This is a genomic window from Arhodomonas sp. AD133 (assembly GCF_051195215.1).
In the GTDB taxonomy this organism is placed as follows: domain Bacteria; phylum Pseudomonadota; class Gammaproteobacteria; order Nitrococcales; family Nitrococcaceae; genus Arhodomonas.
In genome coordinates, this window is sequence record NZ_JBNAZM010000019.1 from 1 (window position 1) to 22864 (window position 22864).

8 protein-coding genes are annotated in these 22864 nt (G+C 64.7%); 1 reads left to right on the top strand and 7 read right to left on the bottom strand.

Going from position 1 to position 22864, the window contains the following annotated elements; translation table 11 throughout:
• Positions 1 to 94: 94 nt before the first annotated feature.
• From ACPEES_RS12290 to ACPEES_RS12310, 5 genes are read right to left on the bottom strand one after another with little or no spacing between them, the layout of a single operon-like run.
• Entirely contained in the window at positions 95 to 3097 is a 3003-nt protein-coding gene (locus ACPEES_RS12290) for a type III restriction-modification system endonuclease (protein ID WP_435103787.1), read from the bottom strand.
• Positions 3094 to 4197 (bottom strand): virulence RhuM family protein, encoded by a 1104-nt coding sequence (locus ACPEES_RS12295; protein WP_435103788.1) that lies wholly within the window; start codon positions 4195 to 4197, stop codon positions 3094 to 3096. The genes ACPEES_RS12290 and ACPEES_RS12295 overlap by 4 nt, the downstream gene beginning before the upstream one ends.
• Positions 4198 to 4214: 17 nt before the next feature.
• Entirely contained in the window at positions 4215 to 6113 is a 1899-nt protein-coding gene (locus tag ACPEES_RS12300) for a DNA methyltransferase (protein WP_435103789.1), read from the bottom strand.
• A gap of 18 nt (positions 6114 to 6131) precedes the next feature.
• A complete protein-coding gene (locus ACPEES_RS12305) occupies positions 6132 to 6884 on the bottom strand; it encodes a DUF4391 domain-containing protein (protein WP_435103790.1) in 753 nt (250 codons plus the stop codon).
• The gene (locus ACPEES_RS12310; protein WP_435103791.1) at positions 6884 to 9580 is read right to left on the bottom strand and encodes a helicase-related protein; all 2697 of its coding nucleotides are present in this window, start codon (positions 9578 to 9580) and stop codon (positions 6884 to 6886) included. The genes ACPEES_RS12305 and ACPEES_RS12310 overlap by 1 nt, the downstream gene beginning before the upstream one ends.
• A 174-nt stretch (positions 9581 to 9754) precedes the next feature.
• Here ACPEES_RS12310 and ACPEES_RS12315 point away from each other — a divergent pair, with 174 nt between their 5' ends.
• Positions 9755 to 10174: a hypothetical protein gene (locus ACPEES_RS12315; protein WP_435103792.1), complete on the top strand. Its 420-nt coding sequence runs from the start codon at positions 9755 to 9757 to the stop codon at positions 10172 to 10174.
• Positions 10175 to 10651: 477 nt separating this feature from the next.
• On the opposite strand, the gene ACPEES_RS12320 is transcribed toward ACPEES_RS12315, so the two are convergent.
• Together ACPEES_RS12320 and ACPEES_RS12325 are read right to left on the bottom strand one after the other, a co-directional pair.
• Positions 10652 to 22225, bottom strand: a complete 11574-nt coding sequence (locus tag ACPEES_RS12320; protein ID WP_435103793.1) for an amino acid adenylation domain-containing protein — start codon at positions 22223 to 22225, stop codon at positions 10652 to 10654.
• Between the two features lie 71 nt (positions 22226 to 22296).
• The gene (locus tag ACPEES_RS12325; protein WP_435103794.1) at positions 22297 to 22836 is read right to left on the bottom strand and encodes a hypothetical protein; all 540 of its coding nucleotides are present in this window, start codon (positions 22834 to 22836) and stop codon (positions 22297 to 22299) included.
• Between the last annotated feature and the right edge of the window lie 28 nt (positions 22837 to 22864).

A 22864-nucleotide genomic window follows, 5' to 3' on the forward strand; every position in this document is an offset into this window, starting at 1 on the left:
ACTAGTGCAGTCGTTCTTCCGTCACCCGGCCTGCCGATACACAATCGAACCTGACATTACTTTCTAAAAGATTAGTATTTCATCTTTCCACTCGTCAGGAAAACGTCTGGCGGAACTCTTCGTAATCCTTTTCCGGAGTGAACGTCACGTCCTCACCAAGCGCTTCAAAATGCTTTTCCCCACATTGAATCTTGGCTTTCTCGGAAGGACGGAGCGCATCGCTGAACAGGTCGCCCTTGGTCTCCACTACGAAATACAGTCGTTCCTTACCACGAACGTCGACCACCACCGCCCAGTCGGGATTGTAGCTGCCCAGCGGCGTGTCGATGCGGAACCACCATGGCAGTTTGGCGTAGACCTTGACCTCGTCGTTGCGCTCAAACGCTTCCGCGAAATTGGCTTCCACGTCGGAGTCATAAACCACGTGGTCGTAGACCGACTTCTCGCTCTCGATCATGTTGCGGCTGAGGTAGCCGAACAGCTCCTCCTCCTCGAACAGCTCCTGAGCATAGAAGTGGTCATCACCGATCTTCTGGTATTTGATGTCGTCCACGATGAACAGCCGCATCTGACGGCGTATGATCTCCAGCACCTGCTCGATGAATTTCTGCGGATTGTCACGGAAATCCTCCAACCTCTCACTGCGCACCAGAATTTCCACCAGCGTGCGTCGCGTCAGGTTGGTCTCGTTTTGCAGGAATCCGACAATGTCCGGAAGCTGGAAGTCACGAGCATCATAGGTAGCGGCAGCCTCCTTGACGGCCTCGGCATCCACCCCACCCCGGTTCACATCCAGCCGTGCCGTGCGGGTGACGAAACGGGCCTTGCCCACCCGGAGATTGTCGCGGATCTCTTCGGCGCAGCGCTCGATCAATGCCGCGGTGTCGAAATCCACCCGATACGTGGTGTGGTGCTTGATGCGATCCCAGAGCGCCTTGAAGTCGTCGCTCAGGTATACCGCCTTGTTCAGCTGCACCTTACGCCGGTCGTCCTTGTTCTGAATGTTCAGACGGCCGGCGACCTTGCGTAGCAGACCGGCAATGGCGTCAGCCTGCTCAACCGCCTCCTCGGGCAACGAAAGCGCACCACTTTTCAGGTCCTGTCGCAGGCTGTCCTGCACCTTGCCCCTGGCGTCGATATAGCCCTGTTCGTGGAGGTGCGTCCAGACATTTTCGGACGCCCCGACCCCGAAATAACCGGATTCGCCTTCGACGCCTTCCACGGGCATACCCGCGAAGAGATGCTTCTCCACCACGCCGAAGCGGATGCCCTCTTCCTGCTCGATCTCCGTCTGGAGCTGTCGGGCGAAATCCTCATAGGACTCGTTGGCCATGACGGTGAGGGTATTCACGTCGAAGCCATGCACTCGCTCGCCATCCTGGTTCACGGCCAGCCGTAGCCCACGCCCGATCTCCTGACGCTTCTTCATGGTGGAGCGGGTTTCGTTCAGCGTGCAGATCTGGAAAACGTTGGGGCTGTCCCAGCCTTCCTTGAGCGCGGAATGGGAGAAGATGAATTTCAGCCGGGACTCGAAACTCAGCAACCGCTCCTTGTCCTGCATGATGAGCTGGTAGGCGCTCTCATCGGCTTGCGTCTTGCCCTCGCCCCGGGAGTCCTTGAGCATGCCGCGGCCGCTGGCGTCCTTTTTCTTGTCCACGGCGAAGTAGCCGTCGTGGACGTCTTCCGACTCGGTCTCCAGGTCCACCTCGTCGAACAGGCTCCGGTACTTCGGCTTGCGGGCGGCCCGCACGTATTCCTCCTCGAACATGCGCGCGTACTTGCCCGGCTGCGGGTTACCGCCCTCGTCGTAGACCCGGTAGTTGGACACCCGGTCGATGAAGAACAGGCTCAGCACCTTGATGCCCCGAGGGGTTAACTTCAGCTCCTTGTCCAGGTGCTCCTCGATGGTCTTGCGAATCTGCAACCGCTTGTATTCGTCGTCGTCCACCTGGCCGATGGCCTCGCCCAGGCGAACAATGTCTGGCTTACTGGTGAAGTCGATGTACTCATTTTCACGTTCGCAGTAGATATCGTTAATAATGAAGCCGTCGTACAAGCTTCGTCCGCCGGCCACCTCCAGCAAGTCATCGCCCTGCCGAACCCACTTGGCCTTGCGCGCGACCTTGCCGCCCTTCTGCAGCACGTCCAGCTCCACCCGGGCGCGGATCGGACTCTTGCGATTGTCCACTGCCAGCAGCTTCACGTACGCCTTGTTGTGGCTGTCCTGCACCTCGATGCCGGCCACCTCGATCTGCTTGACCAGCTTGCGCTCGTAGGCGTCCACGGAGTCGAGCCGGTAGAGCATGTGGAGCTTGTCGAGATGTGTCGCAGAGTAGCGGAGGGTGCACAGCGGGTTCAGCGAGCGGATGGCCTCCCGGCTCTTGTCCGTGGTCGCGACGCTTTGCGGCTCGTCGATAATGACCACGGGGTTGGTGGCCTGGATAAACTCGATGGGCTTGTTGCCGGTCATCCGGTCGTGAGGGCGGTGAATGATGTTCGCCTTGTCCTCGCGCTCCGGGTCCACGAAACTGCGGCGGAAGGCGTCGATGTTGATCACCATGATCTGGATAGTGTCGCTGGTGGCGAAATTACGCACCTGGCCCAGCTTCTGGGAATCGTAGACGAAGTAGTCGAAGGGGGCGTTGTCATACAGCGCCTTGAAGTGCGGCTCGGTCATTTGGAGCGACTTGTACACGCCCTCCTTGATGGCCACCGACGGCACCACGACGATGAACTTGGTGAAACCGTAGCGTCGGTTCAGCTCGAATATCGTGCGCAGGTAGACGTACGTCTTCCCGGTGCCGGTCTCCATCTCCACGGTGAAGTCCAGCGAGTCCAGCTCAGTGGATGGCGCCAAGCCATTGCGAAGCTGAATGTCCCGCACGTTGTCCAGGATGTCCTCTTCCAGAAGCCGCAGCCGGTTACCCACGCCTAGATCGCCGCTTTCCTGGCCGAAGCTCATGGCCATCTGGGGCTCGCCGCGCAACGGGGCCACGGTGAAGTTCGTCTGACAGACTTCCTGGCCCTCGAACACGTCGGCCACCGCGTTTATGGCCTCGCGCTGATAGTCGAGATCCGCGTCGAACTGGATCTTCATCGATCACTTCCCCCGTCATTCCCCCCGTCGCGCCCGGGGGACTTGCGCGCCAGATTCTCCAGCGCGCGCAACGTCTCTTCTTCGCCCGTGGCTTCCTTCAGCGCGCGCCGGCGCTCCTCGAAACGGGCATACTCGGCCTTAGCCTTCTTGTCGGCGGTGCTCTTGCGAACGCTACCGTGGCCGCTCAGCACGGCCCGGTCGTTGAAATCCAGAAACTGGTCCAGCTTCGCCTGCCAATCCTTCATGAAGACCTGTTTGCGCCGACTGGCCTGATCCTCGGCGAAATCCAGCCACATGGTCACGATCCGGTTCAGGTTCGTGATCTCTTCGGCCCGCAGATAGTTCTTGGCCACCGTGACGTCGGCGGAGCGCACTTCGTCACCCTTCCAGCTCGCCAGGCCCATGTTGGGTGCGGTGTGGTCGGCGCGGCTGTGAATCAGCTCCGGGGCCGTCTGCCCGGTGGCGGCATAGTGGAGTTTGTTCTGCGTGTGCTGGAAGAAGCGCTGGGTATCTTCGGCGCTGGGCTCGTAATCGGCCGCCAGGGCGAAGATCTCCCGCACCCGCAGGTACATCCGGCGCTCGCTGGCGCGGATGTCGCGGATACGCTCCAGCAGCTCGTCGAAGTAGTCGGGCACGCCGGGTCCGGGCGGGTTGCGCAACCGCTCGTCGTCCATGGCGAAGCCCTTGGTGAGGTATTCCCGCAGCCGATCGGTGGCCCAGCGGCGGAACTGAGTGCCCCGGTGGCTGCGCACCCGGTAGCCGACGGCCAGCACGGCATCCAGGTTGTAGTGGGCTATCTCGCGGGAGACCTCACGCCCACCCTCCTGGCGAACTATTAGAAACTGTCTAATAGTTCGATCCCGATCCAGCTCACCGGACTCGAAGCAGGCGCGTAGGTGGGCGTTGATGGTCGGCACTGTGACCTGATACAGCTCAGACATCAGTGCCTGTGTCAGCCAGACCGTGTCGTCCTCGAACCGGCATTCGATGCGTGTCCTTCCATCTTCCGTCTGATAGAACAGCACCTCGCCGGAGGCGGAGCGCACGTCGTCTTCCGGTTGTTCCAGCGCTCCTCGCTCGTCGTATTGATCATCGCCCATTGCCTATCCCTCCCTGGTCACAAGCTCTTCACGTCCTCGATGCCTGCCTGACGCAAAATCTGCACCGTATTGGTCTTGACCACGTCATCGGCGAAACCGGCGTCCTTGAACACCACCCGCATGACCTCCGGGGTCAGCTCGTCCTTCAGGGCGGCGATGCCGTTGACGACCTCAAGATCAGTGTTGTCCGCCAGGCAGACCACCAGCGCACCGGCCCCTATGATGTAGACGGTTTTGCCGGCGATCTGGCGCTCCTCGATGGGCACGGCCAGATCCAGGCCGTATTTGAGGAGCAGCTCGTAGAGAACATCGCGCTCGGTGCGGTCGGATTTGATGTTCTCGACGGCATCGAAGAGGGAGGTCTTCAGATCGTTGGCGTTCGGGTCCCAGGGGCGGATGTTGCTAGCGCTAAGCTTGAGGACCTTGAAGCCCAGGTCCAGCTCAGCGGCACCTTCTGCCCCGTCGGGTTGTTCCTCGTGAATGGCCTCACCCGCCGCGCGAAGCCGGGCCTTGCCCATGTCGGCGATAGTAGAGTAGTCCTCGGCTTCCGTTCGCTCTGGGAGCTGGGCAAGCAGAAAGCGTCGGTTACCGCCGTCTTCGGCATTGAGCTGCATGGTGGCATCGCCGACAGTCCCTGAACCAGAGAAAAAGTCCAGAACGATAGCTTCCTCAGTCGGTGTTGTGCCAATACGAAGCATCTGTTGTATCAATCGAACTGGCTTAGGAGTATCAAATACTGAATCGGAAGAGTCGAAATTGATACGTCGAAGCAACTCTTTCTTTGCTTCTTGCGTATGCCCAACCTCATCGTATTTCCACAAAGTCTGGGGCACGCGACCACTCGATACTTCTTCTCGAAACCGTTTTACCGCGGGTTGGTTATCACCATTTCTCCCCCACCAGATGCGACCATCCGCATCAAGTTCCTTAAACTTCTCTTCGGAATACACCCAGTATCGACCGGATGGCGGCCCCTCAATAACACGACCGCTCGGAGTCCTCACTGAGTAAACTCCTTTGCTGTAATAATTTCGAGCGGACATTCCGTCGGCGCGCCAAGGGCCTCTTGGGTCATCATCAGGGTTCGAATAATGTGCGTCCTGGGCATCCGTTCGAGGTAGAAGCTCAGGCACCCAAGAGTCTGCCGAGCGGGAATAAACTACAACATAATCGTGATCTACCGAAAAATGCCGAGCGCTATTTTTTGGTGCGTAAACCTTCTGCCAAATAACAGAGGCGATAAAGTTTTCCGGCCCAAATATCTCGTCCATGATTTGCCGCAGGTTCTGCACCTCATGGTCGTCAATAGAAACGAAGATCACCCCATCATCCCGGAGCAGGTTCCGAGCCAACCTTAGCCGCGGATACATCATATTCAGCCAGTTCGTGTGATAGCGGCCGGAGGACTCGGAGTTGGCCGATACCTTGAAGCCCTGGTCATCGATCTGGCCGGTGTAGCGCAGGTAGGTATCCAGGTTGTCCTGAAAGCGGTCCGGATAGATGAACTCGCCGCCGGTATTGTAAGGCGGGTCGATGTAAATCATCTTCACCCGCTTGTGGTAGGACTTCTGCAGGAGCTTGAGCACCTCCAGGTTGTCCCCCTCGATGAACAGATTCTGCGTGCTCTCCCAGTTGACGGACTCCTCCGGGCAGGGGCGCAGGGTGCCGGCCGAGGGGGTCTGAGCGATCTGCCTGGCGCGGGCCTTGCCGTGCCAGGTGAAGCTGTAGCGCTCGCGCTGATCCTCCACATTGTCGCCAAGGATCTGCCGCAGCGCATCGAAGTCCACCTTCCAGCGCGGCCCATCCCGGTCCGAGCCTTCGGTGAACGCGTCGGGGAAGAGCTCGCGGAGCTTGTCGATATTGTCCTGAACGATGTCCGGCGAGGCGCCGTCCTGCTTCGGGTCCAGCTTGTCCATGGTCTGCCTTGGTGTCGTCTAAAGCCCGGCGGTGGTCTGCCGGAGCTCTTGTTCCAGTTGCTTGATGCGGGTGTTCAGCTCCACCTGGCGGTTGAAGCGTGATTCTTTCTTGATCTCGGCCCGCAGCCGGGTGATTTCGCCTTCCAGCCGGTGGCATTCGGTGAGCATGTCACGCCGCTTCGCTTGCTGCTCGGCCCGTGACGGTACACGGAACTCGCCGGTGAGGCGGGCGCAGGCCAGTGCCAGAAGACGTTGATGCCATCCGTCGTAGAGCGCGTAGTAGTGAGTCTGGGGCTGTTGGGCCACCGCCAGGCTGTCCAGGAACGCCTGCTCCACCGCGTCCAGCGCACCGGGCGCCATCCAGCGGGTAGCCTGGATCTCTTCGGCCACCACCGCACCCTGCTCGGCCCGGCTGGCGCGCTTGTGGGCGGTGCTCACCGCGAACCGGTCATTGTGCACGAGGACCAGGAGCAGCGGATAGGGAATCGCCCGGTGGATGATCTCGGCCAGGCGCTGGGCACGTTTGGTCTCCCGAAGCTCGATCTCGACCACCGCCAGCTCCGGGTAGTCCCTTTCGTCGTCCTGATAAGGGCTTACGGGCACGGTGCTGGGCTTGAGGGTGTACTGCCAGGTCACCGCCTCCACGTCGTCGGTAAACGCCCGGCGGTCCGCCGCCGACAGTTCGGCGTTCTCGAAGAAGAGCTTCTTGTAGACCCGCTTTCCCAGATGGGCCGCATCCGGCAGGGCCAGGTGTTCGTACACCGCGTGCATCACACCGCCTCGGCGCCGTCCAGGATGATGAGGTAGCTGACCACCTCGAAGTCATTCATGCCCTGGAAGCTGTCGCGGCTGATGACCGTGCCGCCGGGTCGGAACAGGCTCTCCACGCCCCGCTCCTCCGCCTTGCCGGTGACGGCGGCCACGGCACGGGCCAGGAGCTCACGGTAATGGGCCATCTCCCAGCCGTCGCCGGTGGCGTGGTTGAAACGGGCCACGGCCATGTCGTCCGGGTGGCCCCGACCCAGGGTCAGGCGCTTGAGGGCATCCAGAACGCGCCGGGTGTGGGTGAAGTTCATCCGCACCTCGCCGTCGTCGCCCACGTATACGAGGTAATGGGGCGCCAGGGGGTACGTCGGATCGCCCTGGACGCGGGCGTTCATGTTGCGCAAACAGAAGATCGCCCCCGGCCCCAGGTCTTCGCGCTCCACCAGATCGTCGATGGGCGTGACGGCGAAGGCGCCCAGGGGCATGCGCGCCAGGCGCTCGCCGTGCTCCTTGAGGTACTCGCCCAGGTCCATGCGGTAATCGTTAAGCGTGAGGTCCGTGATGGAGATACCGTCGGAGAGGTCCTCGATGCTGGGCACGTCGTTCTGTAGCTGGTGGAGCTGCCGCCGACGGTACTCCAGGTCGTTCATGGCATCGCCTTCGGCGTACTCGATGACGTTTTCCTCGCCGGTGGCGGAGATGTCCAGCAGCACCATCCGTCCGGCCACCCGGGCCTCCAGGTCGATGTACTCATCCAGCTCCATGTTCGGCCAGAAGTTGACCAGCTGGATGACGTCGTTGGTGGAGCCGAGCCGGTCGATGCGGCCGAAGCGTTGGATGATGCGCACCGGGTTCCAGTGGATGTCGTAGTTCACCAGGAAGTCGCAGTCCTGGAGGTTCTGGCCCTCGGAGATGCAGTCCGTGGCAATGAGGATATCGATCTCCGGCTGACCTTCGCCGGCGCGCTCCTTAGACACCGGCGAGAACGCGGTCAGGATGGACGGAATATCCCGCCGCAGGCCCGGAAGGGTGCTGCGGTTGCCGTGGGAGTGGCCGGTGACCTTGCCGCTGTGCAGGCCCAGCTCGTCCCGAGCCCACTCGGCGATCTGCTCGTAGAGGTATTCGGCGGTATCCGCGAAGGCGGTGAATACCAGCACCTTGCGGTTGCGGGGGTTGATCGGGTTGCCCGCCTTCTCCCGGATCTGTTCCTTGAGTCCGGCGAGCTTGGCGTCCCGCTCGGCAGTGACGTCCCGCGCCTCGCGCAGCAGCTTGACCAGCTGCGCCTCGTCCTCCTCCAGCTCCTGGCGCCAGCGGACGCGGTCCACGTCCTGGATGAGCACCTTGACCTTGCTGCCCACCAGGTAAGGATCGAAGGCCTCGTCCTCCACCTCGATGTCCTCGATGCCCCATTCCTCGATGTCCGTGGCATCGTGATTGTTCAGCTTTTCCTTAAGCTCGCGTACGCCGCCCAGGAGCTTTTCGACGGTCAGCGCGAAGGCGTGGATGGAGCTTTCCATGCGCTTCAGCATGTTCACACGCATGAGGTGAATGAGGCTTTCCTCCCGGTCCATCTGCTTAAAGACCGAGCCGCCGGCCACCTGCATGTCGTACTTGCGGCTGTACTCCTCCAATTTCTCCGGAAGGACGTACTTCAACGGCGCGTAGGCACTGAGATTGAGCCGGCGAATGTCGCGGTTGATCTCCCGCAGCTCCGGGAATCGTTCGGCTGTGTCGATGGGCGGGTAGAGATTCCGGGGGGAGAGGCGCTTCGGGAAGGCACCGATCTCGCCCATGTCGTAATACTTCTCGATGTGCTTGCGGGAGCGAGCGATGGTGAGGCGATCCAGCAGGCTGAAATAGTCGAAGTTCAGTGCCTCCAGCAGCCGCTCGGAAGTGCGCCGTTCCTCGCCTTCCCGTAGCCAGGCATTGAAACGCTTCTGGGCCTTGCCCAGCGTGTTGTCGATACTGGCGATACCCTCCGGGTACAGGGCGTCATCCCGCCCCTCCGTGATGAAGGCGATCTGGTTCTTCAGGTCGTTCATGCGGTTGTTGACCGGCGTCGCCGAGAGCATGAGCACCTTGGTCTTCACACCCGCCTGGATGATGTCACGCATGAGCCGGCCGTAGCGGGTCAGGCCATCCTTGCGCGGTGGGTTGTTGCGGAAGTTGTGGGACTCATCGATGACCACCAGGTCGTAGTTGCCCCAGTTGACCGTTTCCAGGTTGATCTCGCCGGACTTGCCGCTCTCGCGGGTGAGGTCGGTGTGGTTGAGCACATCGAAGTTGAAGCGGTCCTCCGCCAGGAGGTTACGGGTGTCATTGACCGTGTAGAGGGTCCAGTTCTCGCGCAGCTTCTTGGGGGCCAGAACCAGCACTCTGTCGTTACGCAGCTCGTAGTATTTCATGATGGCCAGCGCCTCGAAGGTCTTACCCAGACCCACGCTGTCGGCCAGGATGCATCCGTTGAAGCGCTCCATCTTGTCGATGGCACCGAGCACACCATCTCGCTGGAAACGATAGAGTTTGTTCCAGACTACCGTGTCCTTGATGCCGGTTCGGGTCTTTATGATGTTTTCTTCGTCCAGCTCGCCGAGATAGTCGCGAAACAGACTGTGCAGCGTGAGATAATAGATAAGTTCCGGCGATTTACTCTCGTGGACATCCCGCAGCCGGCCGAGTAACTCCGCCTTGATATCCTTCACCGCATCCTGTTCATCCCAGATACCGTCAAACCACTTCAGGAGCGCGTTCGTTACATCAGGTTCAGAGGACGCCGTGTTCATGTCGTACCCGGTTCCAGGGACACGACCTAGACCTACCGAAGTGAATTGCGAGCTGCCGTGAATGGCTAGTGTTTCACCGTCCGGATTGGAGACGTGAAAAAGGTTATGAGTGGCGGGCCGCAAAACAGTGCGGACCTGAGCACGAGCGTCGATCCAGTTTGCACACTCACGCGCCAACGCGGCCATAACCAGGCTATTGCGAAACTGTCGATCGGCCTCCCCGCCAAGAAGGGATTCCACGCATGTGTCGCCTTCCACGCCCGGCGACGAGGGCAGGAGGAGCCGAACAAGCTCCGCCCGTCGCAACGCCGTTCGCAAGCCATGATAGGCGAATATCGAGAAGGCGGAAGTCAGAATCGAGAGGCAGGCGCGATCCTCGATGCTTTCCGAAAGCAGCTCGCCGAGATTGCCGTGTGCCCTGTTGTCGATCAGCATGCCGTCTACTCACGCTGGCCCGTCACCCTGGCAGCCTTTGCCCCCGGAAACGCGGGCGACGGCCACCTGGCCCCGTAGAATGCAAGCATGCCTGACTATCGGCAAACCTCTCGTTAAGCGATTACTCCCCATACAGACATAATCGAGTATCCGACGTCGGTCACTCCACCGTCACCGACTTCGCCAGGTTCCGCGGTCGGTCTGTCCACTTTCCCGACTTAGATCCACTCATAAGTAGAGACTCCGGCGTGACCGCGGTCGTTGAGGAACTCGTCGGTGAGATGTCGCCGAGCGACTCGTGGAGACGGATGGTGTGGTACTCGGCAAGCCAGCCCTCTCGGGTTGGGAGCGCCTCAACCTTCATGGTCCAGGAACGGAGGAAGGCCTCCAGGTCCACGCCGATGGGGCCCCGCACGTGACCGCATACAGGGCAAGGCGGCGGATCCAGTGCCACACACCAAAGGTGGATATCGGTGTCCGGCACGCTGCGCGGCGGTGGCGCCGGGGGCCATGTGTTCGCCGTGCCGGCGCCGGCGCGAAGCGTGTTGCCGTCGCTCATGAAGCCACCGGGACGTCCTCATCGAGACAATCGGTCAATTGCCGGGCGAGCATGGCAACGTGGGGTTCGCGCAGCATCGTGTAGTGATCTCCGGGGACGGTGTGACATGTCACCCCGCCCCTGGCGAATTCATCCCAGCCCGGTCCCGCGGTGATGGGACTGGCGAGGGGCGTTTCGGCCTCGATCAGCGTGAGGTGGCCCGCGTACGGTGCCGGCACGTAGTCGTGCATCGCCCGCAGATTGGCGGTGAACACCCGCAGTTGCTGGTGGAGCCCTGGCATGGCCAGATCCGGCGGCACCAGGCCTGCCTTGCGTGCGTGCTCCAGGACACAGGCCAGCTGTTGCTCGGCGCTGAGGTGCCAGAAATCACGCGAAGAGACGGTGACTTCATGCGGACTCAGGCCGAGCTCCCGCATGAACGCCGCCAGCGCGGCGGATTGTTCCACCTGTGCAGCATCGGTTTCCGGTGCCGGGCTCGGGGCATCGATCAGCAGAAGTCTTGCCACGGACTGGCCCTGTGCCTCGAGTTGGCGGGCCATTTCGAAGGCGATCACCCCGCCCATGGACCAGCCGCCCAGGACGTACGGACCCGTGGGCTGCACGCGCTGGAGTTCCCGGACATAGGCCTGGGCCATGTCCTCGATCCGGGTATGGGGCTCCGGCTGCCACAACCCGGCGGCTTCCAGCGCGTAGAAGGGCCGATCGTTGCCCAGGGCCGCCGCCAGCTCCATATAGCAGAAGGCGGTCCCGCCCACCGGGTGAACACAGAACAACGGCGGCTTCGCACCGTGTGGCTGAACGGCGAGCATCGGCGAGCCGGTCTCGGGCTGCTCACGGAGCAGGCAGGCCTGCTGTTCGATGGTGCGCCCCTGGATCAGGCTGGAGACGGGGAGCTCCCGATCGAATACGCTGTGGATCCGGGCGACCAGCCGCATGGCGAGCAGGGAGTGGCCCCCGAGCTGGAAGAAGTCGTCGGTCACCCCGATGGACTGCCCAGGGAAGAACGCCTCCCAGATGTGACGCAGTTGCAGCTCCACCGGATCCCGTGGGGGCGTGGTCGTCCCAGTGCGCCCGGAGACAGTCCTTGCCTGCTGGGCGAGAGCGGCGCGATCGAGCTTGTCGTTGTTCGTCCGCGGCAGCGTGTCCAGCACCTGAATTGTGGATGGCACCATGTAATCGGGCAGCCGTTGCGCCGCATGGCGTTGGAGGTCGCTTTCGGCGATGTTCTCCCCGGCCACCACGAATGCAGCCAGCTCCAGCTCGCCACGGCGGTTCTCGCGGGGCACGACCGCCGCGTCCCGCACGGCCTGGTGCGCCGCCAACACAGCCTCGACCTCGCCCGGCTCCACGCGGAAACCGCGTATCTTGAGCTGTTCATCGACACGCCCGAGGAATTCGATGCTGCCGTCGGGCAGCCAGCGCCCCAGGTCGCCTGTCCGGTACAGCCGCTCACCCGGGGTGTCGGCGAATGGATCGGCGATGAACTGCGCGGCGGTGGCCTGCGGCCGGTTGAGGTACCCGCGCGCCAGCCCGGCACCGCCGATATGCAGTTCGCCGGCGGCGCCCACGGGCACCGGCTGGCGGTAGCGGTCCAGCAGATAGATCCTGGTGTTGGCGATGGGGCGCCCTATGGGGACGACTGCTTGCTCGTCCGTGGGCCGGCAGGCCCAGTGAGCGGCGTCGATGGTTGCCTCGCTGGGGCCGTAGAGATGGTGCAGTTGCGCGGATAGGCACGCAAAGAATCGGTCCCGCAGCCCCGGTGACAAAGGCTCTCCGCCGGTGAATACATACCGCAGACTGTTGCACCCGTCGATGCCCGGTTGCTCCAGTAGCGTATCCAGCAGGGAAGGGACGCCCTGCAGCACGGTCACCTGTTGCTCCTGTATCAGCCGTACCAGGCAGGCGCTGTCGGATTCCGTGCCGGGCGGGGGCATGACCACGCCGGCGCCGGCCGCCAGCGGCCCGAAAAGCTCCCAGACGGCAGGATCGAAACCCACTGGGGTACGCTGGAGAACCCTGTCCGTCGTATTTAGCGGGAAGGCACGCTGGCGCCAGTGCAGCTGATTGCAGATCGCCTGGTGCGGGATCATTACGCCCTTGGGTTCGCCGGTGGAACCGGAGGTATAGATGACGTACGCGAGATTCCCGACACGGGCCCGGTCAGCGGGTTTGTCCGTGCTCTCCGTGGCAAGCTCGCGGCATTCCGGGTCCAGCGCCAGGACCCGCGGGGGATCCTCGGGAAGGCCGCCGAGCAGATCAGGCTGGGTCAGCAGGACAGTTGCCTGCGCGTCCTTTAGCATGGTGCGCCGTCGCTCCGGCGGGTGGTCGGGGTCGAGTGGCAGGTACGCTCCGCCCGCCTTGAGAACGCCCAGCACGGCGACCACGCTCTCCGGCGAGCGCTGCATGGACACGGCTACCACGGCATCCGGTTCCACGCCCATCGCCTGCAGGCGATGGGCAAGCTGGTTGGCGCGCTGGTCGAGCGCCTGGTACGTCAGGCTGGCGCCCTCCTGAACCACCGCCACCGCGTGCGGGGTCTGTTCCGCTTGCCTTTCCACGAGCTGGTGCAGGCACGCCGGGGCGCCGAAATCGGCCGCGGTATCGTTCCACTCCACCAGCACTTCGCGTCGTTCCGCATCGCTCAGCATCGGCAGGGCGGACAGGCGCCGTTCGGCGTCAGCAACGATCCCTTCCAGCAGCGTCCGGAAATGTGCCAGGAAACGCTCGATGGTCGCGGCATCGAAACGCTCGGCGTTGTACTCCAGGGTCCCGCCGAGCCGTTCGCCGACATCGGCGAGGAGGACGAGATCGCTCACCGCCGTACCGCTCTCAACCGCCATTGACTGCACGTCGGGGCCGCCCATTCCCAGCTCCGGGACCTGGGTGTTGTGCAGGACCAGCATCGCCTCGAACAGCGGGGTGCGGCCGGGGCCGCGCTCGGGCTGGAGGGCGTCGACGACCCGGTCGAAGGGAGCATCCTGGTGCGCCAACCCCTCCAGCGTGGTATGCCTGACCCGCTGCAGCAGTTGCCGGAAGGTGGGTTCCCCGGAGAGATCCGAGCGCAGGACCAGGGTGTTGATGAAGCAGCCGGCCACGTCTTCGGTGCCCGGCAGGTCGCGGGTGGATACCGCCGTACCGACGCAGATGTCCTCGTCTCCGGAATAACGGTGCAGCAACGTCTGGAAGGCGGCGAGCAGGGTCATGAACAGCGTGGCCCCTTCCCGGTTGCTCAGCGTCTGCAAGGCGGCGGTCAACTCCGCGGACAGTTCGAAACGCTTGTGCGCACCGCGGGCGCCAGGGGCCGACGGCGCGGCCGGCGTGCCGGGTAGGCGCACAGCGGCGGGCGCGCCGGCGAGCTGGCGTTTCCAGTATTTCAGCTGTGGCTCCATTACGTCCTCCAGCCGCGCCCGCTGGTGCTGGATGTAATCCAGATAGCTGGCCGGTGGCGGGGGCAGGGAGGCGGGCTGCCCTTGGGAGAGCGTCCCGTACAGCACCGCGATCTCCCGGAGAAGCATGTTCATGACCACGGCGTCGCAGGCGATGTGGTGGACGACCAGCAGCAGGGCGTGCTCCTCGCGCGCCAGGCGGTAGATGCAGGCGCGCATCAGCGGGCCGCGGCTCAAGTCGAACGGGCGCTGGATCGCCTCGGTCGTCCGTCGGGACAGCTCGGCCTCCCGGTCCGATTCCGCCAGCCCGGTGAGGTCCACCGTCTCCGACGCCCAAGCGGCTGTGGGCGCGAAGACCTGCACCGGTTCCCCGTCCACGTCCTGGAAGGTGGCGCGCAAGACCTCGTGCCGCTGGAGGACCTCGTTGATGCTGCTTTCCAGCGCCGTGACGTCCAGGGGGCCGGACAGGCGCGCCGCCGCGGGCAGGTTGTAGGCTGGATTGTCGGGATCGACCCGGTGGAGGAACCAGAATCGCCGCTGCTCAAAGGACAGCGGGTGCCGGGTGTCGTCGTCGGCCGCCGGTTCCCGCGCCGGTTCGCCGAGCGTTGCCGCGGGGCTTGTTGCGTCCAGCTCGAGCTCATCGAGCAGCGTGGCCGCCAGCTCCACGCCGCTGGTCCCCTTGAGGATCTTTACCACCGGAATAGAGACGGCCAGGTCCACCTTGAAGGCGGTAGCGAGCTCCACCGCCATCAACGAGTCGAACCCGAGCTGGGCGAACTCCCGCTCCAGGTCCACCTTCTCCGGGGTGGTGCCAATGACCTTGGCTACCTTGTGCTGCACGTATCTCTCCAACACCTCCCGGCGCTCGTCCGCTGCCGCGCCACGCACCAGGGTCAGCGGGGATTCGGTAACGTCCTGCGTCGCGTCGGCGTCCTGCCGCGTAGCCCCCACAAAATGCTCGAAGCGCCGGGAGGCAGCCGCCAGGGGATTCAGCGCTGCCCACTGGGACCAGTCCATGCGGGCGGCAACCACGTGCGTGAGATCATGGCGCAGCAGCTCTGCAAGCGTATCCAGGGCCTGTGGCGGCGAGAAGGCGGTGAAGCCGCCGCGGTCCAGGTACTGTGCGGTCTCCGGGTGCCGGGCTACGTATCCCACGTCGGCCAGGGCGCCCCAGCCGATGGTCAGCGCGGGCAGGTCAAGTGCCTGCCGGTGCGCCGCCAGGGAATCCAGGAAGGCGTTGGCCGCGGCATAGTTCGCCTGCAACGGATGACCGATCACCGACGCCATGGAGGAGAACAGGACGAAGTAGTCGAGACGCTCCCGCCGCGTGAGCCGATGGAGGTTCCACGCCCCGGCGACCTTCGGTGCCAGCACGTCATGGAACCGCTTTTCGTCGAGGCGGGTGAGCACGTCGTCGTCCAGGACCATGGCCGTGTGGAAGATCCCTTTTAGCGGCGGAAGCTCGCGCCGGATGTACTCCAGGACCCGGGCCACGTCCTCCTCGCGGGTCACGTCCGCCTGCATGGTGATCACCCGCGCACCTGAATCGCGCAACGCGGCCAGGGCAGCACCGTCGTCTTTGGGCGTGCCGCTGCGGCTTGTCAGCACCAGGTTCTGCGCGCCCTGCTCGACCAGCCATTGGGCCACGGCCAGGCCGAAGCCGCCCAGGCCGCCGGTGAGCAGATACGTGGCGTCGGCGCGACACGCCGGCACCTCGCGGTGCGTGCGTACCGGGTAGGAGGGCTCGCGCGCGGTGAGCACCACCTTGCCGATTTGCTTCGCCTGGGCCATATGGCGGAACGCCTGCTCGGCCTCGGCCAGGTCGAACGCGGTGTGCGGAACCAGGGGCAGCCCGCCTTCGGTGACATCCCGGAGCACGTCGGCCAGCAGCGACCTGGCCAGCTCCGGCCGATCCAGGGCCAGCTGAACCAGGTCCACCGCATGGAAGGAGAGGTTGCGCTGAAACGGCAGCAGCCCGAGCCGGGCATTCTCGTAGATGTCGCGCTTGCCCAGCTCGATAAACCGGCCATAGGGCCGCAGGATGTCGATGCCCTTGACAAGCGCCTCGCCCGCCAGGGAGTTGAGGACCACGTCGACGCCTTCCCCGTCCGTGCGGCTGAGTATCTCGTCGGCGAACGCCAGCGAGCGGGAATCCATTACGTGCTCGATCCCCAAAGATTGCAGATACGCGCGCTTCTCCGGCGTCCCCGCGGTGGCGTAAACCTCGGCGCCCGCGCGGCGGCAATACGCGATGGCGGCCAGGCCGACCGCGCCGGCGGCGGAGTGGACGAGCACGCGCTCACCGGCGGTGATCCGCGCCAAGTGATTGAGCGCGTAGTCGGCCGTGACAAACGCGTTCAGAACGCCGGCGCCTTCTTCGAAGGACAGGGATGACGGTTTGCGTATGGCGAGGTCCGCGCGAGCGATCACCCGCGAGCCATGAGTCCCCGACGCCAGCGCCATGACCTCGTCACCGGCCCGGAACTCCTCCACCCCCTCGCCGCAGGCGACAACGATGCCGGCACACTCGCTGCCCAGGCAGGAAGCACCGGACTCGCGCGCAAAGACCGCCGCCGGCAACATGCCCAGCGCGTGGAGCACGTCGCGGAAGCTCAGTCCCGACGCCATCACCCTGATGGACAGCTCCCCCGGGCCGGGCTCAGCGGGCGGCGCCGCCTGGAGCCCAAGGCTCTCGAGTGCGCCCGGCGTACCGATGTCCAGGTGAAATACTGCCTCATCCGGCGACAGCCGGTCCGTCTCCTCCCGGACCCTCGAGCTGTCCAGCACCACCCGATGCAGCCGCCGAACCAGGCGCTGCCGGCCACGCAACGCCAGCTCCTCGTCCGTGCCGTCACCGCACAGCTCCTGGACGAGTGCGTCGATCTCGTCGCGTCCCGGCGTCGGGCTGAGGTCCAGCAGGCGGCAGGGCACCTCCGCGTGCTCGTTCATGAGTACCCGGCCCAATCCCCAGAGGGTCGCCTGCGCCATGTTCGGTGCTGCGTCGTGACCGGCCACGGGCTGTGAGCCGGAGGTAACCAGCCAGATCTGCGGAACGCGCTCGGCGCCTTGCTGGAGGGCCTGCATCAGGCCCAGTACGCTGTCGCAGCCCAGCGCCTGCGACGCCATCAGTGCCGCCGTGTCGGGTTCATCACCCGCCGGGGCGTCCAGGCTCCATAGGTGGATTACCCCATGGAGGGGGTTGCCGGCCCCGTCGAGGTCTGCCAGCAAGCGCAGGCTCGCGCCGCTGGCATCGTTCGGCGGCAGCTCGAACACGCCGTCCCCGCGGCGGCGATACGCCTCCCCGCGGCAGGCCAGGGTGCAAGCGTCACCCCGCGCCTGCAGCGCCGCCGCAAGGGTCGTGGCGATACCGGCGCTGTCGGCGAAGATCAGCCAGTGTCGTCCTGCGTCCTCGGCGGTCACCGAGCCGGCCTGCGCGGCTGTTGGGGCCTGCGCCAACAGTACGGTATTGAGCTCGCCCCCATCGCGCTCGCCCTGGAACAGGGGGGTCACTTCTTCAAAGCCTTGCTGCTCCAGAAGTGCTTGCCACCCGACGGCCTGGAGAAGCGGTTGCCGGGACCGCAGGTCGGCATCTGCGAACCGCCACCAGCCGTCGAGCAGACCGAAGACCAGGTTGAACCAGCCCGCCGGACGGGTGAGCTCCAGCAGGGTCAGCAGCCCGCCGGGGGCCAGTAGATCTTGCACGTGATCGAGGGTGGTACGCAGCGTGGCGGTCGTGTGAAGTACGTTGGCCGCTATGATCAGGTCGAAGCTATGACGCTCGAAGCCCTGGGCCGCCGGATCCGTCTCGATGTCCAGAACCGCGTAACGGATGCCCGCGTGCTCGGCAAAGCGTTCCTGCGCGCGCGTGAGGAAATGGGGCGAGATGTCGGTGAATACGTACTCCGTCCCCGCCGGCAATCGGGGCAGGACGGTGGCGGTGGCCGCTCCCGTGCCGGCGCCGATTTCCAGCACCCGCAGCGGCGGCGCGCTGGCAGGCCGGTTGTCGACGGCGGCGGCCACGGCATCGGCGACCAGCTCGTGGTAGGCGTGGCCGAGCGGACTGGCGTGGTATAGCTGTGTCAGTAGCTGGAGTGATTCGTCGGTTAGCAGGATCTCGCGAGCATCGAGGTCTCCGCGCAGAATGTCCGCCAGGTGCGCCCCGGTCTGCCGCACCAGCTCGGCCTTGGCCGCATATGCCGGGAAGTCCGCGACCAGCGTGTCAAGCTGGCCGTGCAGCTCGGGGTGACCGCGCGGGACGCCCGCACCATCCCCGGGGGACGCCTCGGCACCGGGTTCGAGCATCCGCAGCAGCTGGGCGAGGAGGCGCTGGTAGCCGGGGACGATGCCCAGCGTCTCGGCGACGGTCTCGGCGGATGCGGCCCTATCGCGCCGGGCATTCCATCCCAGCTCTTCCAGGGCGGCCAGGGCGAAGCCGGTGGCGATGCGGGCGAGAGCCGGCTCAACGGTGTCGTAGTAGTCCTGGGCGCCGGAGGCGGCCTCCGGGCCCACGCGCTGCCGCTGGAGCGTCGCGAAGATGTCGGCCGCGCCGGGCAGATCCGGCGGCGGTCGTTCCCCGGCCACTGCCGGTACCGGGAGCGGTTCCTCCTCCCAGCGCAACTCGTACAGCCACTCGTCGATTTCCCGCGGCTCAGGCGGCCGCGCTTCATCCAGAATCCGGATGCGGAGCCCTTCGCAGGCAATGGCCACGGCGCCGTCGTCGTCCACCAGCCGGATGTCGCCTTCGAGCTGCGTCTCGTCGCCGTGGCGCAGCACCATGTGGGCCCAGAACTGCCGGCCCACCTCCTGGCGATAGACGATCCGGTCGATGGACACCGGGAACAGCGGGCGATCGGCTTGCGCATCCATGCTGCTCTTGCACCAGGGAAGGCCGAACAATTGAAATGCCGCGTCAAGAAGCGCCGGATGCACCCGGTATCCGTCCACCGGCAGCTCGACGCCGGCAGGGAAACGGACGCGGGCCACGGCCTCGGCCTCGCCGGACCAGATCTCGTGCAGGCCGCGAAAAGGCGCGCCGTAACGGAATCCGCGCTGTTCAAGTGAGTGGTACTGGTCGTCACTCGACACCGAAGTGGTGCACCGCTCACGCGCTCCCGCCAGGTCAATATGCCCGTATGCCTCAGGGGCCTCGTTCAACCTGAGCTTTGCCGCGGCATTCAGTGTCCAGGACAGATGCTCGCCCGCCGGCGCGCTGTGCATCTCCACCGCGAAGTCGCTCGGGTGGTAGAGGAGCTGAAACCGGAGGTCGCGAGGGCGGTTCAGGAACAGCAGCTTGTTGAAGGTGACCTGTTCCAGCTGGACCGGCTTCTCACCCCACAGCTCCCGTCCCGCTGCCAACGCCATCTCCACATAGGCGGCGCCGGGGAATACGGCGCTGTCCTCGACCACGTGCGTGTCCAGGTAGTCGATGCGCGGATCCTCCAGATCCGCCTCCCAGACGGGCTGGGGACAGGGGAGGCGTCGGCCGAGGAGGGCGTGTCCCGTATCCACGCCGGGGGTGCGGGCGTCCGTCGCGCCATCCGCCGCGTCGAACCAGTAGCGCTCCCGTTGCCAGGGATACGTGGGGAGCTCCAGGCATGTCCCGGTGGGGTAGAGACCCGACCAGTCGACGCCTCGTCCGCGGGCGTACAGCGTGGCCAGCGAGCCCAGCATGATTTGGCGTTCGTCCTCCTGACGCCGGAGCGTGGGCAGCACATCCCCGATCTTGCCGCGCTCCGCCAGGCACTCACGCATGTTGCCGGCAAGGACGGGATGCGGGCTGACCTCCACGAAAACCTCGTGGCCGTCCGTGATCAGCGTGTCCATGGCATCCGCGAACAGGACCGGCTGCCGGACGTTACGCCACCAGTAATCAGCGTCCAGGCGTTGCGTATCCGCCCGCGTGCCCATATTCCCCGAGACAAACGGAATCGCCGCCGGGGCCGCCGGACGCAGTTCGCCCAGAGCGTCCAGCAGTTCCTCCCGGATTGCCTCCATTTGCGGCCCGTGGTAAGGCACCTCTACCGGCAGGAGGCGGCAGAACCGTTCCCGGGCTTCCAGTGAGCGGGCGATCCGTGCGAGCGCGTCGGCCTCCCCGGACAAGGTGATCGCGGAGGGGCTGTTCACCGCGGCAAGGGAGACACGACCGTCGTATTCCGCGGTGATGCTTGCCGCTTCCTCCGCCGAAATGCCGGCGGCCAGCATCGTCCCGGTTCCGGTGGCGCGGTCCAGCAAGCGTCCCCGATGATAGGCGCCGTAGAGCGCATCGGGCAGGTTCAGCGCACCGGCCACGTGCGCGGCCGCCATCTCGCCGGCGCTGTGTCCCACGATCGCGTCCGGGATAACGCCCCAGCGGCGCCACACCGCCGCCAGCGCAATCTGGACGGCACAATTAACGACCTGGACGACCACCGTTTCGCCGAGGCGCGAGTGCGCTTCACTGGCCGTAAGCTCGTCGATGACCGACCAGCCTGCAAGCGGTTGCAGAATGCGGTCGCATTCCTCGAGAACTTCTCGGAAGGTCGGCTCCGCCCGCAGCAGCTGCCGCCCCATGCCCAACCACTGCGCCCCCATGCCGGAGAAGACGAATGCGAGCCTGGAAGCCTCGCTGCGCGCGGCGCGCCCGGTGACAACGGCCGCGTGCTCCTCGTTCCCAAGGAAGGTCTCGAGGTGTTCGGTGAGCTCCGTCTGCGAGCCGGCGACGATGGCCAGGCGGCGCTGATGGTGGCTTCGTCGCACGGCGGCGGTATAGCACAGGTCGTGCAGTTGCGGTGATGGATCCGCGCGCAGGCGCTCCAGGTGGCGCTCCGCGGTTTGCTGCAGTCCTCCGGGGGCATCGGCGGACAGCGTAAACACGTGCATGGACGTATCCACGCACGGACGTGGCTGCGTTTCCGCGCGCGGTGGCTCCTCAAGCACCAGGTGCGCGTTGGCACCCCCGAATCCGAAGGAGTTCACGCCGGCCCTGGCGGGGCCGGATGTCTCCGGCCATGGTTCGAGCCGGGTGGGAACCCGCAGCTGGAGTGCCTCGAAGTCAATGGCGGGATTCGGCTCCGAGAAATGCAGGTTAAGCGGAATCATCCGGTGCTTGAGTGCGAGCGTCGCCTTGATCAGGCCGGCAACCCCTGCTGCCAGCTCCAGGTGACCGACATTCGTCTTCACCGAGCCGATGAGGCAGTTGTCGTCGGCGGGGCGGTCTGTGGACATGACTTTGCCGATGGCGGTCGCCTCCACCGGGTCGCCGGCAGCCGTGCCGGTGCCGTGGGCTTCCACGTACTGGATGCTGGACGCGGCAACTCCGGCATCGGCCAGTGCCTGCCACAGCATCTGTTCCTGCCCGGCCACGCTGGGCAGACTCAGGCCCGCCGTGCGCCCGTCCTGATTGATGGCGCTGCCGCGGATAACGGCCTGGATCGGATCGCCGTCGGCGAGCGCGTCGGTGAGGGGCTTGAGCACCACGGCGCCAACGCCCTCGCTGCGGACATAGCCGTTGGCCCCGGCGTCGAACGCGCGGCACTGGCCGTCGGGTGAGAGCATTTCAGCCTTGCAGAAACCGATGGTTACATCCGGTGACAGCAGTACGTTCACACCCCCGGCGATGGCCAGATCGCACTCGCCCGCCGCCAGGCTCCGGCAGGCCAGATGGACCGCGGTCAGCGAGGAGGAACAGGCGGTATCGACGGTGAAGCTGGGTCCATGCAGGTCCAGCAGGTAGGAGAGGCGATTCGCGATGATGCAGCCGGAGCTGCCGGCGTTGACGTGGGCGTCGATCTGTCGCCGGTTGAAGGGCAGGAGCTGGATGTCCGCATAGTCGTGACCCGAAACGCCGACGAAAACGCCCGTGTTCGAGCCGGCGAGCGCATGCGGCGGCTGTCCACCGTGTTCAAGCGCCTCCCAGGCAACCTCCAGCAGGAGCCGTTGTTGCGGGTCCATGCGGCGGGCTTCCCGCGGGGCGATCCCGAAGAAGCCCGCGTCGAACTCATCGATACCCGCCAGATAGCCTCCCCGGCGCGTGTAGATCTTGCCGGGGGCCGCGGGATCGGGATCATACAGCGCATCCAGGTCGAAGCGGTCACGGGGCATCTCGCCAATGGCATCCACCCCGTCGCACAACAACGTCCAGAATGCGTTCGGAGAGTCGGCGCCGCCCGGAAAGCGGCAGCCGATCCCGACGATTGCGACGTCCATCCCCCACCTCCAAGACGGCTAGCCCGGAAATCTCACCGAAACCCGGCCCGCCTGGCGGCGATCGCCGTTAGCTACGAATCGCCGACTCGGCACTTGTACTGGAGGTCGTACGTCAGAATGTTGCCGTTCTGATTGACGGTTCCCTGCCCGGTCACGGGCAAGGTGTTGGCGCCCTCATCGAGACGCCGGTCGATGACCCGGAAGGAGGCCTCGGTGACCGGGCTCGTCCCGGCCTGTCCCCTGCCCGAAAGCCCCAGGGTAACGGTGTCCACCTGGCCTTCCTCGGAACAGCCCTCCACTGTACCGGTGAAGATCAGGACACCGTCGAACGTCACTCGGCCGGTTTGTTGGTTGACGACACCGGAGACGTGTTGAATGAAGCTTCCGTCGAGGGGCCCGCTGGTGATCACGCCGTGCAGGGTCCGGGTCTGGATGGAGTTGACACCCGCCTGTCGCTCGGACGTGACCTCGACGCCGGTGAACATTCCGTCGCCGCTTCCTGTCAGCGGTGGGCCGGACGCCGTGGCTGACGCGGTTAACAGAAGCAGACTCGCGCTCGCAGCGAGCGCGACCCATGCAGATGCAAACGAAATCGGCTTGTTGATCGCCATGAGATCACCGCTCCATCTCCCCGTGTGT

Bases quoted from the DNA above. Each gene is read 5' to 3' on its own strand.
- ACPEES_RS12290 (WP_435103787.1), bottom strand. From the start codon at position 3,097: ATGAAGATCCAGTTCGACGCGGATCTCGACTATCAGCGCGAGGCCATA.
- ACPEES_RS12295 (WP_435103788.1), bottom strand. From the start codon at position 4,197: ATGGGCGATGATCAATACGACGAGCGAGGAGCGCTGGAACAACCGGAA.
- ACPEES_RS12300 (WP_435103789.1), bottom strand. From the start codon at position 6,113: ATGGACAAGCTGGACCCGAAGCAGGACGGCGCCTCGCCGGACATCGTT.
- ACPEES_RS12305 (WP_435103790.1), bottom strand. From the start codon at position 6,884: ATGCACGCGGTGTACGAACACCTGGCCCTGCCGGATGCGGCCCATCTG.
- ACPEES_RS12320 (WP_435103793.1), bottom strand. From the start codon at position 22,225: ATGGACGTCGCAATCGTCGGGATCGGCTGCCGCTTTCCGGGCGGCGCC.
- ACPEES_RS12325 (WP_435103794.1), bottom strand. From the start codon at position 22,836: ATGGCGATCAACAAGCCGATTTCGTTTGCATCTGCATGGGTCGCGCTC.